Source organism: Pseudoclavibacter soli DSM 23366 (assembly GCF_000423505.1).
Taxonomy (GTDB): Bacteria; Actinomycetota; Actinomycetes; order Actinomycetales; family Microbacteriaceae; genus Pseudoclavibacter_A; species Pseudoclavibacter_A soli.
In genome coordinates this window covers 78,465-94,890 of the sequence record NZ_AUIC01000003.1, presented here as the reverse complement: position 1 = coordinate 94,890, position 16,426 = coordinate 78,465, and the positions used below count along the sequence as shown (strand labels likewise).

Annotated in this window: 16 protein-coding genes and 1 tRNA gene; 8 read left to right on the top strand and 9 right to left on the bottom strand. The window is 66.0% G+C overall.

What is annotated here, in order from left to right; genetic code table 11:
• Positions 1-128: 128 nt before the first annotated feature.
• The 6 genes from mnhG to G557_RS10635 are packed head-to-tail and all read right to left on the bottom strand — an operon-like array spanning position 129 to position 6,407.
• Complete coding sequence (gene mnhG / locus G557_RS10650; RefSeq protein ID WP_036960202.1) at positions 129-503, bottom strand: monovalent cation/H(+) antiporter subunit G; 375 nt, start codon at positions 501-503, stop codon at positions 129-131.
• Positions 493-828, bottom strand: a complete 336-nt coding sequence (locus G557_RS10645; protein WP_084626867.1) for a monovalent cation/H+ antiporter complex subunit F — start codon at positions 826-828, stop codon at positions 493-495. Before G557_RS10645 ends, mnhG begins: the two co-directional genes overlap by 11 nt.
• A complete protein-coding gene (locus G557_RS10640; protein ID WP_036960448.1) occupies positions 825-1,385 on the bottom strand; it encodes a Na+/H+ antiporter subunit E in 561 nt (186 codons plus the stop codon). The genes G557_RS10645 and G557_RS10640 overlap by 4 nt, the downstream gene beginning before the upstream one ends.
• A complete protein-coding gene (locus G557_RS0100450; RefSeq protein WP_028244536.1) occupies positions 1,382-2,935 on the bottom strand; it encodes a Na+/H+ antiporter subunit D in 1,554 nt (517 codons plus the stop codon). Before G557_RS0100450 ends, G557_RS10640 begins: the two co-directional genes overlap by 4 nt.
• Positions 2,932-3,411 carry an NADH-quinone oxidoreductase subunit K gene (locus tag G557_RS0100445; protein ID WP_028244535.1) on the bottom strand — a complete coding sequence of 160 codons (480 nt, stop codon included), beginning with the start codon at positions 3,409-3,411 and terminating at the stop codon, positions 2,932-2,934. Before G557_RS0100445 ends, G557_RS0100450 begins: the two co-directional genes overlap by 4 nt.
• On the bottom strand, positions 3,408-6,407 hold the full coding sequence (locus G557_RS10635; protein WP_245542733.1) for a Na+/H+ antiporter subunit A: 3,000 nt from the start codon (positions 6,405-6,407) through the stop codon (positions 3,408-3,410). The genes G557_RS0100445 and G557_RS10635 overlap by 4 nt, the downstream gene beginning before the upstream one ends.
• A gap of 116 nt (positions 6,408-6,523) precedes the next feature.
• Between G557_RS10635 and G557_RS0100435 the strand changes: the two genes are divergently transcribed.
• The 4 genes from G557_RS0100435 (at position 6,524) to G557_RS0100415 (ending at position 9,827) form a co-directional block, all read left to right on the top strand.
• Positions 6,524-7,921, top strand: coding sequence for an FAD-binding oxidoreductase (locus tag G557_RS0100435; RefSeq protein WP_028244534.1), 1,398 nt, complete (start codon positions 6,524-6,526; stop codon positions 7,919-7,921).
• A gap of 1 nt (position 7,922) precedes the next feature.
• The gene (locus G557_RS0100430; protein ID WP_028244533.1) at positions 7,923-8,552 is read left to right on the top strand and encodes a histidine phosphatase family protein; all 630 of its coding nucleotides are present in this window, start codon (positions 7,923-7,925) and stop codon (positions 8,550-8,552) included.
• Between the two features lie 598 nt (positions 8,553-9,150).
• Entirely contained in the window at positions 9,151-9,531 is a 381-nt protein-coding gene (locus G557_RS0100420) for a thioredoxin family protein (RefSeq protein WP_028244531.1), read from the top strand.
• Positions 9,528-9,827, top strand: coding sequence for a hypothetical protein (locus tag G557_RS0100415; RefSeq protein ID WP_156877033.1), 300 nt, complete (start codon positions 9,528-9,530; stop codon positions 9,825-9,827). Before G557_RS0100420 ends, G557_RS0100415 begins: the two co-directional genes overlap by 4 nt.
• A 152-nt stretch (positions 9,828-9,979) precedes the next feature.
• Here G557_RS0100415 and G557_RS0100410 read toward each other — a convergent pair whose 3' ends face one another.
• Entirely contained in the window at positions 9,980-10,171 is a 192-nt protein-coding gene (locus tag G557_RS0100410) for a hypothetical protein (RefSeq protein ID WP_028244529.1), read from the bottom strand.
• Positions 10,172-10,297: 126 nt separating this feature from the next.
• On the opposite strand from G557_RS0100410, the gene G557_RS10630 reads away from it, so the two are divergent.
• Positions 10,298-10,858 carry a hypothetical protein gene (locus G557_RS10630; protein WP_245542732.1) on the top strand — a complete coding sequence of 187 codons (561 nt, stop codon included), beginning with the start codon at positions 10,298-10,300 and terminating at the stop codon, positions 10,856-10,858.
• Between the two features lie 258 nt (positions 10,859-11,116).
• Here the strand turns inward: G557_RS10630 and G557_RS0100400 are convergent.
• Positions 11,117-11,199 (bottom strand) — tRNA-Leu (locus tag G557_RS0100400).
• Between the two features lie 51 nt (positions 11,200-11,250).
• Between G557_RS0100400 and G557_RS0100395 the strand changes: the two genes are divergently transcribed.
• Complete coding sequence (locus tag G557_RS0100395; protein WP_028244528.1) at positions 11,251-11,883, top strand: ANTAR domain-containing response regulator; 633 nt, start codon at positions 11,251-11,253, stop codon at positions 11,881-11,883.
• A 50-nt stretch (positions 11,884-11,933) separates the two neighbouring features.
• Here the strand turns inward: G557_RS0100395 and G557_RS0100390 are convergent, their stop codons facing one another.
• On the bottom strand, positions 11,934-12,365 hold the full coding sequence (locus G557_RS0100390) for a PaaI family thioesterase (RefSeq protein WP_028244527.1): 432 nt from the start codon (positions 12,363-12,365) through the stop codon (positions 11,934-11,936).
• 125 nt (positions 12,366-12,490) lie between these two features.
• Here G557_RS0100390 and polA point away from each other — a divergent pair, with 125 nt between their 5' ends.
• Both polA and thiL read left to right on the top strand, forming a co-directional pair.
• A complete protein-coding gene (gene polA / locus G557_RS0100385; RefSeq protein ID WP_028244526.1) occupies positions 12,491-15,241 on the top strand; it encodes a DNA polymerase I in 2,751 nt (916 codons plus the stop codon).
• Positions 15,241-16,251: a thiamine-phosphate kinase gene (gene thiL, locus G557_RS0100380; RefSeq protein WP_036960194.1), complete on the top strand. Its 1,011-nt coding sequence runs from the start codon at positions 15,241-15,243 to the stop codon at positions 16,249-16,251. Before polA ends, thiL begins: the two co-directional genes overlap by 1 nt.
• Positions 16,252-16,426 lie beyond the last annotated feature (175 nt).

Genomic DNA, 16,426 nt, shown 5'->3' with positions numbered 1-16,426 from the left:
AGTGATCTTGGCATTCGCCTTTTCGATCATGCTCCTTTGCTGGCACGCATCTGGCGACTTCGTGACACGGTAACCGCCTACGACGCTGCATTTGTTGCACCAGCGACTCGTGCATCCGACGCATGAACTCAGCGCAGGGGCTCGGGTGTGCTCTGCTCCTGGGCGGCCACGCCCTCGGCCAGCTCATCGACGACCAGCAGGTCGTTTCGCAGGTCGTCACTGCGGTAGTGCGCCCGCCCGACCATGTGCGCTGAGATCGGCGCGGTGAGCATCTGCAGGGTGATCACCACGATGATGGTGCCGATCACCACGGGCGTCGGCTGTAGCACGGCGATGCCCGCACCCACGCACATCAGACCCAGAATCTGCGGTTTGGTGGCGGCATGAATGCGAGAGAGCAGGTCGGGAAAGCGCAGCAGACCCACCGCCGCTGACAGCGATAGCAGTGCGCCCAGACCGAGCAGCACCGAGGCGATGATCCAGCGAATCTCTTCAGCGTGCATCGGGGCCTCCGGTATGGTTCGTGGCCGATGGATGTCCGGCTGCGGCTTCGTCGTCACGTGACGGATCGCTGGCGGTCACCAGGAATCTCGAGACGGCGAACGAGCCGACCACGCCGAACATGGCCAGCACGAGCAGAATCGGCAGGTTGGCGGTATGGCCGTTGACGGCCATCTCGGTGCCGAGTGCGCACATCAGGGTCACCAGCAGCACATCGCTGGCGACGATGCGGTCGAGCACGCCGGGTCCGCGCACGATGCGGATCACGCACAGTGTGGCGGTCGTGGCGTAGACCGCGGTCAGGGCAATGGTCAGCCAGTCACTCATGCGCGCCTCCTTCGTCGTATCTTGCGCACCGCGGCCCGATCGGCATCGGTGCCGAGCGCCATGATGATGCGCGCCTCCTGCGCCAGCGCCTGGGCCCTGGCATGTTCGATCTGGGTGCGGGTGCGGGTGCCGAAGGTGTGCACGTAGAGCACCCCGTTGTTGCGGTCGATGTCGACGACCAGCGAGCCCGGCACCAGCGAGATCGACTCTGCAGTCAGCGTGATGATCAGATCATCGGTGGAGTGCAGGTTCATGCGCACCACCGCACCCACCGGGTGCCACCACGGCCAGAGCGCCTGGGCGGCGACGGTCAGCGAGGCTCGCACGATGTCGACGGTCAGCACGGCGAACGCCCACAGCGCTGACAGCGGGTGCAGCCGACCGGTGATCTGCAGCGGTGGCAGGTAGAAGATCACGGTCAGCAGCCAGCTGATCACCGCACCGCCCACCACGGTGAACGGGTGCGCGTTGCCCCAGAGCAGACACCACAGCACGGTCATCACCGCAACGGTGACAACCTCCTGCAGCAGAGCGCGAGAGCGGGTCGTCGTGTTCATCGGCGACCCCCGATCGAGGTGGCTGACAGATTCATGATGCCGTCGGCAGCGCGTTCGGCCAGCCCGAACAGCGGCCCGGCGAACACGGTGAGCGCGAGCATCAACAGCACCATGGCGATGGTGACGCCGACCATCAGGCGTGACACCGAGCGCTGGGCGACGGTGCTGCTGGCGATGGGGTTCTCCTGCAGCGAGCGCAGCAGCCCCGTGTTAGCGCGGTTGGGGTCGACACTCGGCCGCCAGAAGGCGAGGTTCCACACGCGCATGAGCGGATAGAGGGTCAGCAGGGAGGTGGCGACCATCACGCCGATGCCCACCCACGCCAGTGGTGTGTCGAGGGCCGCCGCATCGACGATGAGTGCGAGCTTGCCGATGAACCCGCTGAACGGTGGGATGCCTCCCAGATTCAGTGCTGGGAGGAGAAACAGTGCAGAGATCAGCGGTGATGCCCTGAGCACGCCGGCCAGGCGGGTCAGTGAGGCGGTGCCGCCGATGCGCTCAACCAGCCCGATGGATAAGAACAGTGTGGTCTGCACCGTGATGTGGTGCACCATGTAATAGACAGTGGCGGCCAATGCAGCCTCGGTGCCCAGTGAAATGCCGAAGAGCATATAGCCGATGTGGCTGACCAGCGTGAACGACAGCAGACGCCGAATGTCGGCCTGCGCGATGGCTCCCATGATGCCGATCAGCAGGGTGAACAGCGAGAGCACCATCAGTGGGGTGTTCACGTCGTGGCCGGCGAACAATTGTGTCTCGGTGCGGATGATCGCGTAGACACCCACCTTGGTCAGTAGCCCGGCGAACACTGCGGTCACCGGCGCCGGGGCAGTGGGGTACGAGTCTGGCAGCCAGAACGACACCGGGAACACTGCGGCTTTGATGCAGAAGCCGAGCAGCAGCGCCAAGTGCACGATCAGCTGCACCGGCTCGGGCAGCTGTGGGATGCGCTCGGCCAGCTGTGCCATGTTCACGGTGCCCGTTGCACCATAGAGCAGCGCGATCGCCGTCAAGAACAGGGTGGACGACACCAGTGACACGACGATGTAGATCACGCCTGAGCGGATGCGCGCACCGGTGCCGCCGAGGGTGATCAGCACGTAGCTGGCGGCGAGCATGATCTCGAACCCGACGAACATGTTGAACAGGTCGCCGGCTAGAAATGCGTTGTAGAGCCCGGCGGCCAACACCAGGTAGGTGGGCTGGAAGATGGTGACCGGGGTTTCGGCGTCGCCGTCGGTGACGCCCTGACCAGTGGCGTACATCAGCACACCAAGCAGCATCAGTGTGGCGACCACCACCAGAATTGCGCTGAGCCGGTCGGCGACCAACTCGATGCCCCAGGGAGCCTCCCAGCCACCGATCACCACGCTCATGCGCCCGCTGTGGTCGACGTTGAGCAGCACGGTGATCGCCACGGCGAGCACCAGGGCAAAGGCGCCGATGGTGGCCACAATCTGTGCGCGCGGATGCCGCCCGATCAGCAGAGACACGGCGGCACCGAGCAGCGGCAGAGCGACGATCAGCGGAATCAGTGCGGCGACGTTCATGCGGGCCTCCCGGTGTCGTCGTCTTCATCGTCTTCGTGTTCGTCGCTGGCGTCGATCGCCTCGTGCAGGGCTTCGTCATCTTCGTGCGTCTGGGCCGAGACCTGCCCTGATTCGTCGTCATCGTGACTGTCGGCACCGGGCACCGCTGTGTCTTCGGTGACATGCTCTTGACGGGCCACTCGCCAGTTGCGGTAGATCAGCGCCAGCAGCAGGGCGCTGATGCCGAAAGTGATCACGATGGCGGTGAGAATCAGCGCCTGCGGCAGCGAGTCGGCCATCTGCCCATTGTCGACCCCGTCGGTGACGATCGGCGCTTCGCCGGGCGCACCCGAGACGATCAGCAACAGAATGTTGGTGGCGTTGCCCATCAGCAGAAAGCCGATGAGAATGCGGCTGAGGCTTCGTTCGGTCATGGCGTAGACGCCGGCCGCATAGAGCACGGCCATCACGATGATCAGGGCCAGAGAGACGCTCATGAGCGATCAACCGCCCAGTCGTCAACGATCGACGAGTCGTCGGCAGCCTGTTCGTCGACCCCGGCACCGAGAGAGCGCAGAATGTCGAGCACCAACCCCAGCACCACGAGATATACGCCGATGTCGAACAGGGTGGGGGTGCCCAATGCCAGTTCGCCGAACAGCGGCAGCTCGCCCTCCCACCACAGCGAAGTGAGCATCGGCTCGCCGAAGAGCATCGACAGCACACCGGTGCCGACGGCCATGGCCAGGCCAGCGCCGAGCAGACGCCCGGCGTCGATCGGCAGGGCCTCACCGAGTTCGTATCGCCCGGCCGCCAGGTAGCGCAGCACGAGGGCGAGGCCGGCGACCAACCCGCCGGCGAAGCCGCCGCCCGGCTGGTTGTGGCCGGCGATCAGCAGCCAGACAGACACCAGCATGATCGGCCAGAAAATCAGCCGCACGACCACCTCGACCATCAGCGAGCGATGGTGTGGAGAAAGAGCCCGGCCGGCCATCAGCCAGCTGCGCCGAGTTGACTCGGCATCGAGGGTATCGGGCGCGAGATCGCTGGTGGTGCTGCCGTCAGCCTCCGTGCGAATCACTGGGATGGCCGCGGTAATCGGCTCGATCACCGGGGTCAGCCGTGCGGTGCCGTGCCGGTGTCGACGCGAACCCGAGATGGTGGGCGCCCGCCCGGTGCGCTGAGTGATGAATACCAGACTGGCGACACCGGTGGCGACCACCACGAGCACCGAGATCTCGCCCATGGTGTCCCAGGCACGGATGTCGACCAGCAGCACGTTGACGATGTTGCGCCCGTGCGCCTCAAGGTAGGCCAGTTCGGGGAAGCGCTCAGAGATGGGGGTGGCCGTGCGGGCCGACACCGCAACGAGGGCGACCGCAGCCATCACCACGCCGACGCAGACCGCCAGCAGCACCCGCGGCCACACCCGCACAATGCCCTGGGCGCGCTCGAAGTGCCGAGGCAGACGCCGCAGCACGAGCACGAAAATGACCACGCTGATGGTCTCGACCAGCAGCTGGGTGAGAGCCAGATCGGGTGCGCCGTGCAGGGCGAACAACGCCACCATGCCGTAGCCGGTGACCCCCACGAGCAGCACTGCCGCCATGCGTCGGCTGGCCCGCACCGCGAGCAGACCGGCGACGGCCATCAGCGCCGCGATCGCCAGCTGCCCCCAAGAGTCGGCGATCACCCAGTGCGCCGGCCAGGCGAACGCGCGAGTCGCCGCGTAGCCGAGGGCGATCACCAGCGACCAGAAGATGGTGGCCAGATACCCGGGCAGGCCGCCGCGCTGGGCGAACAGGGTGACTCGGGCCGACACCCAATCGGTGGCGGTCAGCGCCCAGGTGTAGCAGCGTGACAGGTCGATCCAGCTGGGCACCGCCTGCTGTAGGCGTGCCACGCGGCGGCGGCCCGCCGCCAACAGCACACCGCCGACGATGACCAGCACGGTCAGTGCCAGGGCAGGCGTGAACCCGTGCCACAGGGCCAGGTGCGCAGGATGCTCGGGCTGCGGCAGCACTGCGGCTGCGGCCTGCACGACCACGTCGAGCGGAGTCACCCAGAATGCCAGCACCAGACTGATCGCCAGCAGCACGGTGGGTGCGGTCAGGCCGGCGTTGCCCCGGGCGTGTGGGCTGGTGCAGTCGACCAACGTGGGAATGCTCGCCGTATGCGTGCGCCGTGGATCGGCTCGCCGGGTGGCGAACGCACCCCAGGCGAAACGCCAGCTGTAGCCGAAGGTCAGTGCGGAGCCCACCACGACGCCGACCACCACAGGTGTTGCCAGCCAAGTGGGTGCCTCAAGCAGGGCCGAGAGAGCGCCCTCTTTGGCGATGAACCCGAGTAGCGGCGGCAGGCCCGCCATTGACGCAGCACTCAGCACTCCGACGGTGGCCAGCCACGGTGCCGATCGGCCGAGCCCGCTGAGCGCCCGCCAGTCGCGGGTGCCGCAGTTGTGATCGATGACGCCCACCACCATGAACAGTGTGGCCTTGAACAGCGCGTGCGCGACGAGCAGGCCGAGAGCTGCGACCATGGCGTCGTGAGTGCCTACGGCCGCGACCGTGATCATCAGACCCAACTGGCTGACCGTGCCATAAGCCAACAACAGCTTCAGATCGAACTGACGCAGGGCACGCCAGGCGCCCACCAGCAAGGTGGCCACACCCAGCGGCAGCAGCGTCTCAAGCCAACCGGGCACCCCGGCATAGCCGGGAGCCAGACGCAGCACCAAGTAGATGCCCGCCTTCACCATGGCCGCCGCGTGCAGGTAGGCGCTGACCGGGGTGGGGGCAGCCATCGCCGAGGGCAGCCAGAAATGGAAGGGCACGATCGCCGATTTGCTGAGCGCCCCCACGATCACCAGCACCACCGCCCACGACGTGTGTGAGGTGATCACCGGGTCGGCCACGATCTGCGCCAGCGACGTGGTGCCATTGTCGACAACGAGCATGGCCACACCGACGAGCATCACCAAACCGCCGAACGTGGTGACCAACAGCGCCTGCAGCGCGGCACCACGCGACTCACGCCGGTCAGAAGTATGCCCGATCAGCAGATATGAGAGCACACTGGTGATCTCCCAGAACATGAACATCACCACGATGTCGTCGCTGGCCACGAGGCCGAACATCACCGCCGCGAACCCAGTCAACAGCGCCGCGAATCGCGGCAGTGCCGGCTCGTCATCGCTGAAGTACGCGCTGCTGTAGACCAGCACCAGTGCGCCGACCCCGGTGACCACCAGACTCACCAGCCAGGCCAGCGCATCCATGCGGAAAGACAGAGACACACCTAAAGAGGGAATCCAGGGAATCGAAACAGTCAGCGCCTCACCGCGCCCAATGACTGCTGGTGCCAGAGAAAGCACCGAGACGAAAGACCCCGCCACAGCTGCCGCCGGCACGAGAAAGCCGCGCGAACCCCACCGTCGCACCGCAGGCCAAGCCACGAGCGTGGCAAAAGCGAGCAGAGCGAAAGCGATCGGCACAGGCTCACCTCATCAGTCGGGGGATGTGTGACTGCTGTAACCACACTGTGTACCGACATATTCCCGACTCGGCAAATGTTTTTCTCTCACCCGCCCGGCTGCGGTAGCCTGAGCCCATGAACTCCGCCCACACCGCCACCCAGCAGCAGATCCTCACAGCACTTCACCAGGCGGTGGGCAACGACCATGTGCACACCGACGACGCCACCCTCGACGAGCACAGCCACGACCACAGCACCGCGGCCACACAAGCCCGCGCGCTCGCAGTGGTGAGCCCCGCATCCACCGACGAAGTCAGTGCCGTGCTGCGCATCGCCAGCACCTTCGTGGTGCCGGTGGTGCCGCAGGGGCGACGCACCGGGGTCGTCGGTGCGGCGGATGCTGTGCCCGGCGCGATTCTGCTCGACCTCACCAGGCTCGACCGCATCATCTCCATCGACACCGCCGACCAGCTCGCCACCGTGCAGCCCGGCGTGATCACTCAGCACCTGGCCGATGCAGCGCGCGAGCACGGCCTGTTCTACCCGGTCGATCCGGGGTCGGTGCACATCTCGTCAATCGGCGGCAACATCGCCACCAACGCGGGCGGCATGCGCTGCGTCAAATACGGTGTCACCGGCGACTCGGTGCGCTCACTGACCGCAGTGCTCGCCGACGGAACCATCATTCACACCGGCCATGACTCGATCAAAGGGGTCGCCGGGCTCGACCTCACCTCATTGATCGTCGGCTCAGAAGGCACGCTTGCCGTGGTCACCGAGGCCACCCTCGCACTGCGGCCTGCACCCGGCGATGCCGCCGGTGCGGCAGCCTGGTTTCCGACCCTCGCCGACGCGCTCTCGGCCGCCGCCGAAATCGGCTCCGGCCCACGTCGGCCGAGTGCGCTCGAACTGCTCGATCGCCCATCAATCCAGGCCATCAACACGCTGGGCACGCTCGAAGCGCTGCCCGACGATGCAGCTGCAATGCTCATCGTCGAGTCAGACGAACTCGACCGCGCCGCAGCCGACGTCGACGCCTACGCCGAAGTCTTCCGCGCCCACCACGCGCTGCGCATCGACCTGGCCCGCAGTGCCACCGAAGTCGACCAGCTGCTCGAGATCCGCCGCAACCTGCACCCCGGGCTGATGCGCGCCTACCCGGCAGTACTCACCGAAGACATCGCCGTGCCCCGCGGCCGGCTGCTCGAACTGCTCACCATCATCGAAGCTGCCGCAGCCGAGAGCGGAGCACCAGTGGCCACCGGCGGCCACGTCGGCGACGGCAACCTGCACCCGATCATCGGCTACGACCCAGCCGACGCCGACAGCTTGGCCCGAGCAGCCCAAGCCTTCGACATCATCCTTGAACGCACCGTCGAACTCGGCGGCACCATCACCGGCGAACACGGCGTCGGCCACATGAAGCGAAACGCACTCGCCCGCGAGCTCTCACCCGCAGTGCGCGCCCTGCAGGTGCGCGTCAAAGCCGCCTTCGACCCACAGGGCATCCTCAACCCCGGCCGAAAGATCTGACATGACCCGCATCGCCCTCGTTCGACACGGCGCCACCGCGCTGAACCTCGGCGGCCGCATCCAAGGCGAGAGCGAAGCCGCGCTCGCCACCGAAGGAGTGCACCAGGCCGAACGAGCCGCCGATGCACTCGCCTCCTGCGGGCTCAACTGGTGCACCCTCACCAGCTCACCCCAGCGACGAGCCCGAGAGACCGCAGCACACATCGGCACCCAGCTCGGCCTAGCCGTGCAGCCCAGCCTCGACGAACTGTGCGAACGCCGCTACGGCGCCGCCGAAGGGCTTACCTTCGCCGAACTCTACGAACGATGGCAGGTGCCGATGGATGACCGCGGCCGCCCCGGCGTACTCGACCGGCTGATCGCGGCGGGGCTGGTAGACCGAGCCGAACCCATCGAGTCGGTGCGCGCTCGCGGCGTGCGCGCGCTGGCCGATCTCGCAGGGATGACCGTCTCGGAACCCGACGCAGGGGTGATTGCCGTGGCACATGGCACGTTCATCAGATGCACGTTGGAGGCGATCGGCCACGCCGAACCCGTGCACATCGAAAACGGGGGAGTGGTTGTGCTCGCCGGCGATGGGGCATCCGGCTGGCAGGTCGACCGGGTGTTCGGGCAGCCCAGCGTGCGCTGAGGCGCGTGTTCGCTGGTCAGTAGGTGCGTGTGCTGGTCGCGATGTCTGCTCGCTGGTCAGTAGGTGTGCTCGTTTGACAGTGTCGGGGGTGTTTGCGACCAGTGATGGTGCGTGGTGGCAAGCGAAGAAGCAGGGGCTCGGGGTGCGGCCGACGCAGGTGGTGCGGGTGGCGCAGGTGGTGTGTGCTGATGCGGTGGGCGCGCTGAGGCGTGTGTTCGGGCAGCCCAGCGTGCGCTGTGATGTGTGCTCGTTGGTCAGTAGGTGTGTTCGTTGGTCAGTGCGGGTGGTGCTTGTGACCAGTGATGGTGCGTGGTGGCAAGCGAAGAAGCAGGGGCTCGGGGTGCGGCCGACGCAGGTGGTGCGGGTGGCGCAGGTGGTGTGTGCTGATGCGGTGTGCGCGCTGAGGCGCGTGCTCCGGCAGCCCAGCGTGCGCTGAGATGCGTGCTCCGGCAGCCCAGCGTGCGCTGTGATGAGTGCTCGTTGGTCAGTAGGTGTGGTCGTTGGTCAGTGCGGGTGGTGCTTGTGACCAGAGATGGTGCGTGGTGGCAAGCGAAGAAGCAGGGCTTGAGCAAATACCCCCTATGGTATTGTTGCTGGCATGGCGACTGTCCCCATCACCGCAGCTGAGCTGTCCTCAGCACTCAGCGAGCATGACATCGTGCTGCTCGATTTGTGGGCGTCGTGGTGCGGCCCATGCCGCGCGTTTGCACCGGTATTCGAGCAGGCTGCACTCGAGCATCCTGATGTGCTGTTCGGCAAAGTCGACACCGAGGCCGAACGCGATCTGGCCGCGGGGTTTCACGTGACCTCTATTCCGACGCTGCTGGCTTTCAGAGAAGGCGTGCTGGTGTTCGCCCAGGCTGGAGCGCTCTCATCCGCCGCCCTCGAACGCCTGATCACCGGGGTGCGCAATCTCGACATGACCCAGGTTCGCCACCAGGCCGGCCTGACCGAAAGCGATGAGAAGGAGCGAGCATGAGCGCTGGAGCGTGCGCGACAACACCCGCTGAGCGCATAGGTCGGGGAATGATGTCGGTCATCACCGCAGCGTTCGCCCTCGGTGCACTGCCCAATCTATGGTGTGCGATCCCGGCCGGCGTCTGCAGCCTGTGCATGGCGGTCGGTGCGATCACGGGTTGGTGTCCGACCGCGCTGTTTCAACGCAAACCGGAGGCCGTGGCACCCAACGACCTGGGCATCCCAGAGGCTCGGCAGGCAATCTCGCTCGATGCGACCTCGCCCGAAGCGGAGCAGAACGCGCCGCGCAGCGAGTGAGGGGTGCGCGCGTTGGTCAGTTGGTGTGCTCGCTGGTCACGATGTGTGTTCGTTGGTCAGTGCGGGTGGTGCTTGTGACCAGCGATGGTGCGTGGTGGCAAGCGAAGTTGCAGGGGCTCGGGGTGCGCCGACGCAGGTGGCACTGATGGCGCTCAGAGCGCAGCGATCGCCTCGTCGCGTTGCCATGACTCACACACTTTGACCCCCAGCAGACGACGCGTGCCGATGCGGTGCGCTCGCCAGCGCAGGTCGCCGAAGCGGCCGCGCACCTCGGCGACGTAGCCGACAACCGCCCCGTCACGCTCGACGCGCCACAGCTGTGGGTTGATCTCGATCACATCCATGCCACCGACCCTAGTGGCACCCACCGTCACCAAGCGCAGGACCGACACCGCGCGTGTAGGGCAGGCACCTCGCGCAAGCCCGGCACCTCGCGCAAACCCGGCGCCCCGCGGGCATACAATCGCTCTATGTTGAGCACCCCCGAACAGGCACCGCGCGCCAAGGCCCCAACCGCCGAGCTCTCTGCGATCGATCGCGTGCTGTCATCACGCCTGATCGGCGGGCGTAAGTCGAGCCTGCAGGTGCGCTCGACGCCACCAGAAGCCACCAAAGTCTGGCGAGCCATCACTGTGCTGCTGAGTCTTGAAGTGCTGGTGGGCGTGGCCACCCTCGTGGTCGCCTTCGTGCTGCGCGACGTGCCCGGCATGGTGACCTGGGCATCCTGGTTTCGCGGATCGGTCGTGCTCGCGATGACGCTGACGCTGTTCGGGTTCGCCTGGGCCGCCCAACGCGGATGGTGGTGGGCCTACTGGCGCCTGCGCCTGTTCAGCCAGATCTTTCCCGTGGTCACGCTGGTGATCGCAGCCATCCCGGGGCTGTACCCGCTGTGGATGACCATCGAACAGATCGTCTTCAGCGTGCTGCTGCTCGGGGTCGGCGACTATTTGACCAGCGACCGGATGCGCGATTGGTACCCCAATCCGGCTCGCCGTCAGGATGCCTACCGCGACGTGCGGGCCCAAGGCTGATCGCGCGGCATCTGGCTGCCGTGATCAGACTGGAAGCACCCTCTTCAATCGTGACTCGCATGGGGCAGACCCGGGCTTTCGGCGGTCGTCAGGAGGAGGAATGGGGGAGATTTGAGGTGTCGTGGTCGTATCACCCTGACGATGGCCTGAATGCAGTGATCGAGCCGCGCGAGAACTAGCAGTTGGCTGTGCCGAAAACACATCGGTCGTGGCTCCGCAGTGCTGCCTCACCTCTGTGAACACAGGTGAGGCAGGAAGTGCCCAAGGTGGGATTCGAACCCACACGCCCTCTCGGACAAAGCATTTTGAGTGCTCCGCGTCTGCCGTTCCGCCACTTGGGCCAAGTGACTGCGTGAGCCACGACCTGAGCCATCTTATCGTAAGCTGGTCACGTGAGTGATCAGAACCCTACCCCCGAAGCCCTGCGACGCGTCGTTGTCGCCGAAGACGAGTCGCTCATCCGCATGGACATCGTCGACACGCTGCAAGATGCCGGGTTCGACGTCGTCGGCCAGGCTGGTGATGGAGCCAAAGCCGTCGAGCTGGCTCGTGAACTTAAGCCCGACCTCGTGGTGCTCGATGTCAAAATGCCCGAAATGGACGGCATCACCGCGGCCCAACACATTACGGCCGAAGGCATCGCCCCGGTCGTGCTGCTCACCGCGTTCAGCCAGAAAGAGCTGGTCGAGCGCGCTGCAGAGGCCGGCGCCATGGCCTATGTGGTCAAACCATTCACCCCGGGGGAGCTGATTCCCGCCATCGAGATCGCCCTGTCACGCCACGCACAGATCAAGGCCCTCGAAGATGAGGTGGCCGACATCGTCGAGCGCTTCGAGACCCGTAAGGTTCTCGACCGCGCCAAGGGTCTGCTCAACCAGCGCATGCAGCTGACCGAGCCAGAGGCATTTCGCTGGATTCAGAAGGCGAGCATGGATCGCCGTCTCACCATGCACCAAGTGGCGCAGGCCGTGATCGACCAGCTCGATCCCGAGCACTCCAAGCACGACAAAACCGACGAGCACTGAGGTCGACCGCCACGGCCGGGCGCTCGCCGCAGTTCAGCGGCCGCACCTGCTCAGCGGTCGCGTAGAAAGTTTGTGATGCGCACCGTCGAGACGAGGCGCTCCTGCTCATCGCGGATCACGATTTCGTGAGTAGTCAAAGTGCCGCCCAAGTGCAAGGCCCGACAAGTTCCGGTGACCACGCCATCCCGCACTGACCTGGTGTGTGTGGCGTTGATCTCGATGCCCACGGCCACTTTGTCGCGGCCGAGCGCATGCACGTTCGCAGCAAACGACCCAAGCGTCTCACCGAGAGTCACATATGCACCGCCGTTGATCACGCCGTAGGGCTGTCGGTTGCCAGCCGCCGGCATGGTGGCCACGGCCTCTTCAGCTGAGAGGCTCACCAGCTCAATGCCGAGCTTCTCAGCGAGCTCACCGAGGTCGCCACGGGCTTCGAGCAGCTGGCGGGCGGCGTCATTCTGTGCGGCATCGATGAAAGACATGGCGGCTCCTTTGCGTTGGGCGCCCGCTGCATCGCGGGCGCGGTGCCCTTCACGCTAACACGGTCGTCGGCGTGTCACAGGCAGCGGGTAAGCTGGCTGGCGTGACTGAGACGCGCGACACCCTGATGATCATCGACGGGCACTCTCTTGCCTTCCGGGCCTTCTACGCGCTGCCGCCCGAGAGCTTCCAGCTTGAATCGGGTCAGCACACCAACGCCATCCACGGTTTTCTGGGAATGCTGCTCAACCTGCTCGACAAAGAGCGCCCCACCCGCATCGCCGTGGCCTTCGACCGGTCGCGGCATTCGTTCCGCACCGAAGAGTACCCCGAGTACAAGGGCACCCGCGGCGACACCCCCGAAGAGTTCAAGGGGCAGGTCGAAAATCTGCAGCAAGTGCTCGAGGCGATGAACATCACGGTGCTCACCAAAGAGAACTACGAGGCAGACGATATTCTCGCCACGCTCAGCCTCACGGGCGAGCAGTCGGGCGCCAAAGTGCTGGTGGTCAGCGGAGATCGCGACACCTTCCAGCTGGTCGACGACCAGGTCACCCTGCTTTACCCAGTCAAGGGCGTCAGCACATTGACTCGCTACACGCCTGAGGCCGTTCACGACAAATACGGTGTGCCTCCTGAGCACTATCCCGATATCGCAGCGCTGGTGGGCGAGACCAGCGATAACCTGCCCGGTGTGCCCGGCGTGGGCCCCAAAACCGCAGCCAAGTGGGTCAACGCCTACGGCGACGTGTATCAGATCATCGCCAACGCCGATCAGATCAAAGGCAAGGTGGGCGAGAGCCTGCGCGAGCATATCGCCGATGTCGAGCGCAATCGCCGACTCAACCGTCTGCGCCGCGACCTTGAGCTGCCGGTCGGGCTCGATGACCTCAAGGTGCGTGAAGTCGATCACGAGCGAGTCGAGGCCGTGTTCAGCGCGCTCGAACTGCGCACCATGAAGGCACGTGTGCAGGGGCTTGATGCTCAGCTGCACCGCAGCTCGCAGCGCGCGGTGCCTGTCGAGGGCATCGAAGGATCAGCCACTGCGGCCGCGCCGTCGGCCATCGCCGTTCCCGGCGAGCTTCGTGTGCCCGTGATCACCGACGAGCCGCCGCTGCCGACTCGTCTCACCAGCGAGGCCGTCGCACTCGAGTGGCTCGCCGGAGTCACCGCCGACGATACCGTCGGGGTGAGCCTGCAGACGGTCGACCAGCGACCAGTGGCGCTCGGTCTGGCAGTCGCCTCCGCCGGGCAGCCGACGCGGGTGGGCTTTGCTGCACTCGACGACGCTGCCGCAGCCGGGCATCCACTGCTCGAGTGGCTGAGCGGCAGCCAGCCCAAAGCTGTGCACGGGCTGAAGCAGGCCATCCACCAGCTGGCCCGCATCGAGGCCACCATCGACAATGTGGTGGTCGACAGCGAGCTGGCGTGGTATCTCTTCGACTCCACCCGCAGCGACTACTCGCTGGCGGCCAGCGAACAGCTGTACTTCACTCACCAGTTCGCGCATCCTGACGCCGATGCGCTGTTCGCCGACACCGCTGACGCAGCCGAGGGCGCTCTTGCCGGGCCCGACGCCGAGACGGCGATCGCCGCCTGGCAGACCCTGCTGCTCGGTCGTGCGCTGGTGCGCTCGCTCGACACCACCCGCGGCGGGCAGGTGCTGCGCGACATCGAGCAGCCGCTCGCGCCGGTGCTCGCCCAAATGGAGGCCACCGGCATCGCCGTCAACGCCGAGGGGCTCGAGTCGCTGGCCGACACTTTCACCGATCGGGCACGCGACATTGCCAGCGAGGCGTACAAAGTCATCGGTCACGAAACCAATCTGGCCAGCCCCAAGCAGTTGCAGCAGGTGCTCTTCGACGAGCTGGGCATGCCCACCACACGCAAGACCAAAACCGGGTACTCCACTGATCAGGCCTCGCTGAGCGCGCTCTACGAAAAGACCCAGCACCCATTCCTCGAGCTGCTGGGGGCACACCGAGACGCCACCAAGCTCGCGCAGATGGTGCAGACTCTGCGCCGCAGCATCGCCGACGACGGCCGTGTGCACACCACTTATCAGCAGACCGGCACCGCCACCGGCCGCCTGAGTTCTACCGACCCCAACCTGCAGAACATCCCTGTGCGCAGCGAAGAGGGGCGGCGCATCCGCGATCAGTTCGTTGCCGGTGAGGGCTACGAGACCCTGATCAGTGCCGACTACTCGCAGATCGAGATGCGCATCATGGCGCACGTCTCGCGCGACGAAGGGCTCATCGAGGCCTTCAACTCGGGCGAAGATCTGCACCGCTATGTGGGCTCAAAGGTGTTCGGGGTCACCCCGGCAGAGGTCACCAGCGAGATGCGCTCAAAGGTCAAGGCGATGAGCTACGGGCTGGTCTACGGACTCAGCGCATTCGGGCTGGCCAAGCAGCTCGGCATCAGCCGCGACGAGGCGCGCGACCTCATGTCGGGATACTTCCGACGCTTCGGGGGAGTGCGCGACTACCTGCGCAACGTGGTCGAGCAGGCGCGCGTCGACGGCTACACCGAGACCATCTACGGGCGGCGGCGGCCCTTCGGCGACCTCCACTCCAAGAACCGGGTGCTGCGCGATAACGCCGAGCGCGCCGCACTCAACGCACCCATCCAGGGCAGCGCCGCCGACATCATCAAGCTCGCCATGATCGCCGTTGACCGACGCCTGCGCGACCAGGGGCTCACCTCGCGGCTGCTGCTGCAGGTGCATGACGAGCTCATCGTCGAGGTGGCGCCCGGCGAGCGCGACGCGGTCACCGACCTGCTCGTCGACGCCATGGGTTCGGCGGCCACGCTTGACGTGCACCTCGACGTGCATGTCGGCGTCGGCCCCACTTGGGCACAGGCGGCGCACTGATGAAGGTCTCTCTCTCCACACAGCTGTCCGAGCTCTCAGAAGAGCAGATCATCGCGATTCTGCGCACGAGCTATCCCAAGGGCGACAATCCGACCGAGATCGACAACGACGACGCCGCCGTGGTGTCGGTGCCGGTCGAGGCGCGGTTGGCCACCTCCAGCGACGTGCTCATCGAAAACGAAGACTTCGTGTTTCCCGAGTTCTCCGCCTACGACGTGGGCTGGAAGACCGCCGCGGTCAACCTCTCCGACATCGGGGCGATGGGCGGCACGCCCACCGGGCTGCTCGTGACTCTCGGCATCAACCGCCGATCGACCGTCGCCGAGCTGGTCGGCTATGCGCGCGGAGTGCGCGAGGCGGTTGCGCGCATCAGCCCCGAGGTGTCGATCTGGGGCGGCGACCTGAGCAACTCTGCTCTGATGATCTCGCAGGCCACCAGTTACGGTGTGGTGACCAACCCGATCTCGCGCTCTGGTGCCCAGGTCGGCGATGTCATCGCCTACGCAGGTCAGCTGGGGTATGCCGCCGCCGGTCTGCGCATCCTAGTGGGGCAGCGCGACCGCTCGGCCGAACTGCAGGGCGTCGAGCGCACCGGCATCGTCGAGCGTGCGGTGGAGGCTCAGCTGCGGCCGACCCCGCCGGTTGCGCTGGGTGCCGTGGCCGCCGCGGCCGGCGCACACGCGATGATCGATGTAAGTGACGGTCTCGCTCGCGACGGTGCGCGCATCGGTCTGGCCTCTGAAGTCACCCTCGACTTCGCCTCGAGTGCGCTGTCTGGGCACTGCGCAGAGCTCGGCTGGGTGCGGCATACCCTCAACGTCGACCCGTGGGAGCTGGTGATGGCCGGCGGCGAAGACTTCGGTCTGCTGGCGACCTTCGCCAAGGGAGCCAACCTGCCCGCGGGGTTCGAGGTCATTGGCGAGGTCGTGCCGCGTGGCGAGCACGGGGTGCTGCTCAGCGGCCGACAAACCGAGTATCTCGGGTTCGACCACTTCAGCGGATCGCACTGATCGCGCCGATCGCGCCGCTCACATCCGGGCGTGTCGTTGCGCTCAGATATTTGCCCGCGCCGCATAAAGCCGATAGTGTTGCACACTGGGCGCAAAGCCTGTCCATATCCATTGCCGGAAGCCCAGCGCAATGCCGCAGCAACCGGCCCGAGTAGCACACACACTGGAGTACCCA

Excerpts from the sequence above, each read along its gene's own strand:
- mnhG (WP_036960202.1), bottom strand. The coding sequence starts at position 503 with ATGCACGCTGAAGAGATTCGCTGGATCATCGCCTCGGTGCTGCTCGGT.
- G557_RS10645 (WP_084626867.1), bottom strand. The coding sequence starts at position 828 with ATGAGTGACTGGCTGACCATTGCCCTGACCGCGGTCTACGCCACGACC.
- G557_RS10640 (WP_036960448.1), bottom strand. The coding sequence starts at position 1,385 with ATGAACACGACGACCCGCTCTCGCGCTCTGCTGCAGGAGGTTGTCACC.
- G557_RS0100450 (WP_028244536.1), bottom strand. The coding sequence starts at position 2,935 with ATGAACGTCGCCGCACTGATTCCGCTGATCGTCGCTCTGCCGCTGCTC.
- G557_RS0100445 (WP_028244535.1), bottom strand. The coding sequence starts at position 3,411 with ATGAGCGTCTCTCTGGCCCTGATCATCGTGATGGCCGTGCTCTATGCG.
- G557_RS0100435 (WP_028244534.1), top strand. The coding sequence starts at position 6,524 with ATGAACTCCGCCCACACCGCCACCCAGCAGCAGATCCTCACAGCACTT.
- G557_RS0100430 (WP_028244533.1), top strand. The coding sequence starts at position 7,923 with ATGACCCGCATCGCCCTCGTTCGACACGGCGCCACCGCGCTGAACCTC.
- G557_RS0100420 (WP_028244531.1), top strand. The coding sequence starts at position 9,151 with ATGGCGACTGTCCCCATCACCGCAGCTGAGCTGTCCTCAGCACTCAGC.
- G557_RS0100415 (WP_156877033.1), top strand. The coding sequence starts at position 9,528 with ATGAGCGCTGGAGCGTGCGCGACAACACCCGCTGAGCGCATAGGTCGG.
- G557_RS0100410 (WP_028244529.1), bottom strand. The coding sequence starts at position 10,171 with ATGGATGTGATCGAGATCAACCCACAGCTGTGGCGCGTCGAGCGTGAC.
- G557_RS10630 (WP_245542732.1), top strand. The coding sequence starts at position 10,298 with ATGTTGAGCACCCCCGAACAGGCACCGCGCGCCAAGGCCCCAACCGCC.
- G557_RS0100390 (WP_028244527.1), bottom strand. The coding sequence starts at position 12,365 with ATGTCTTTCATCGATGCCGCACAGAATGACGCCGCCCGCCAGCTGCTC.
- polA (WP_028244526.1), top strand. The coding sequence starts at position 12,491 with ATGATCATCGACGGGCACTCTCTTGCCTTCCGGGCCTTCTACGCGCTG.
- thiL (WP_036960194.1), top strand. The coding sequence starts at position 15,241 with ATGAAGGTCTCTCTCTCCACACAGCTGTCCGAGCTCTCAGAAGAGCAG.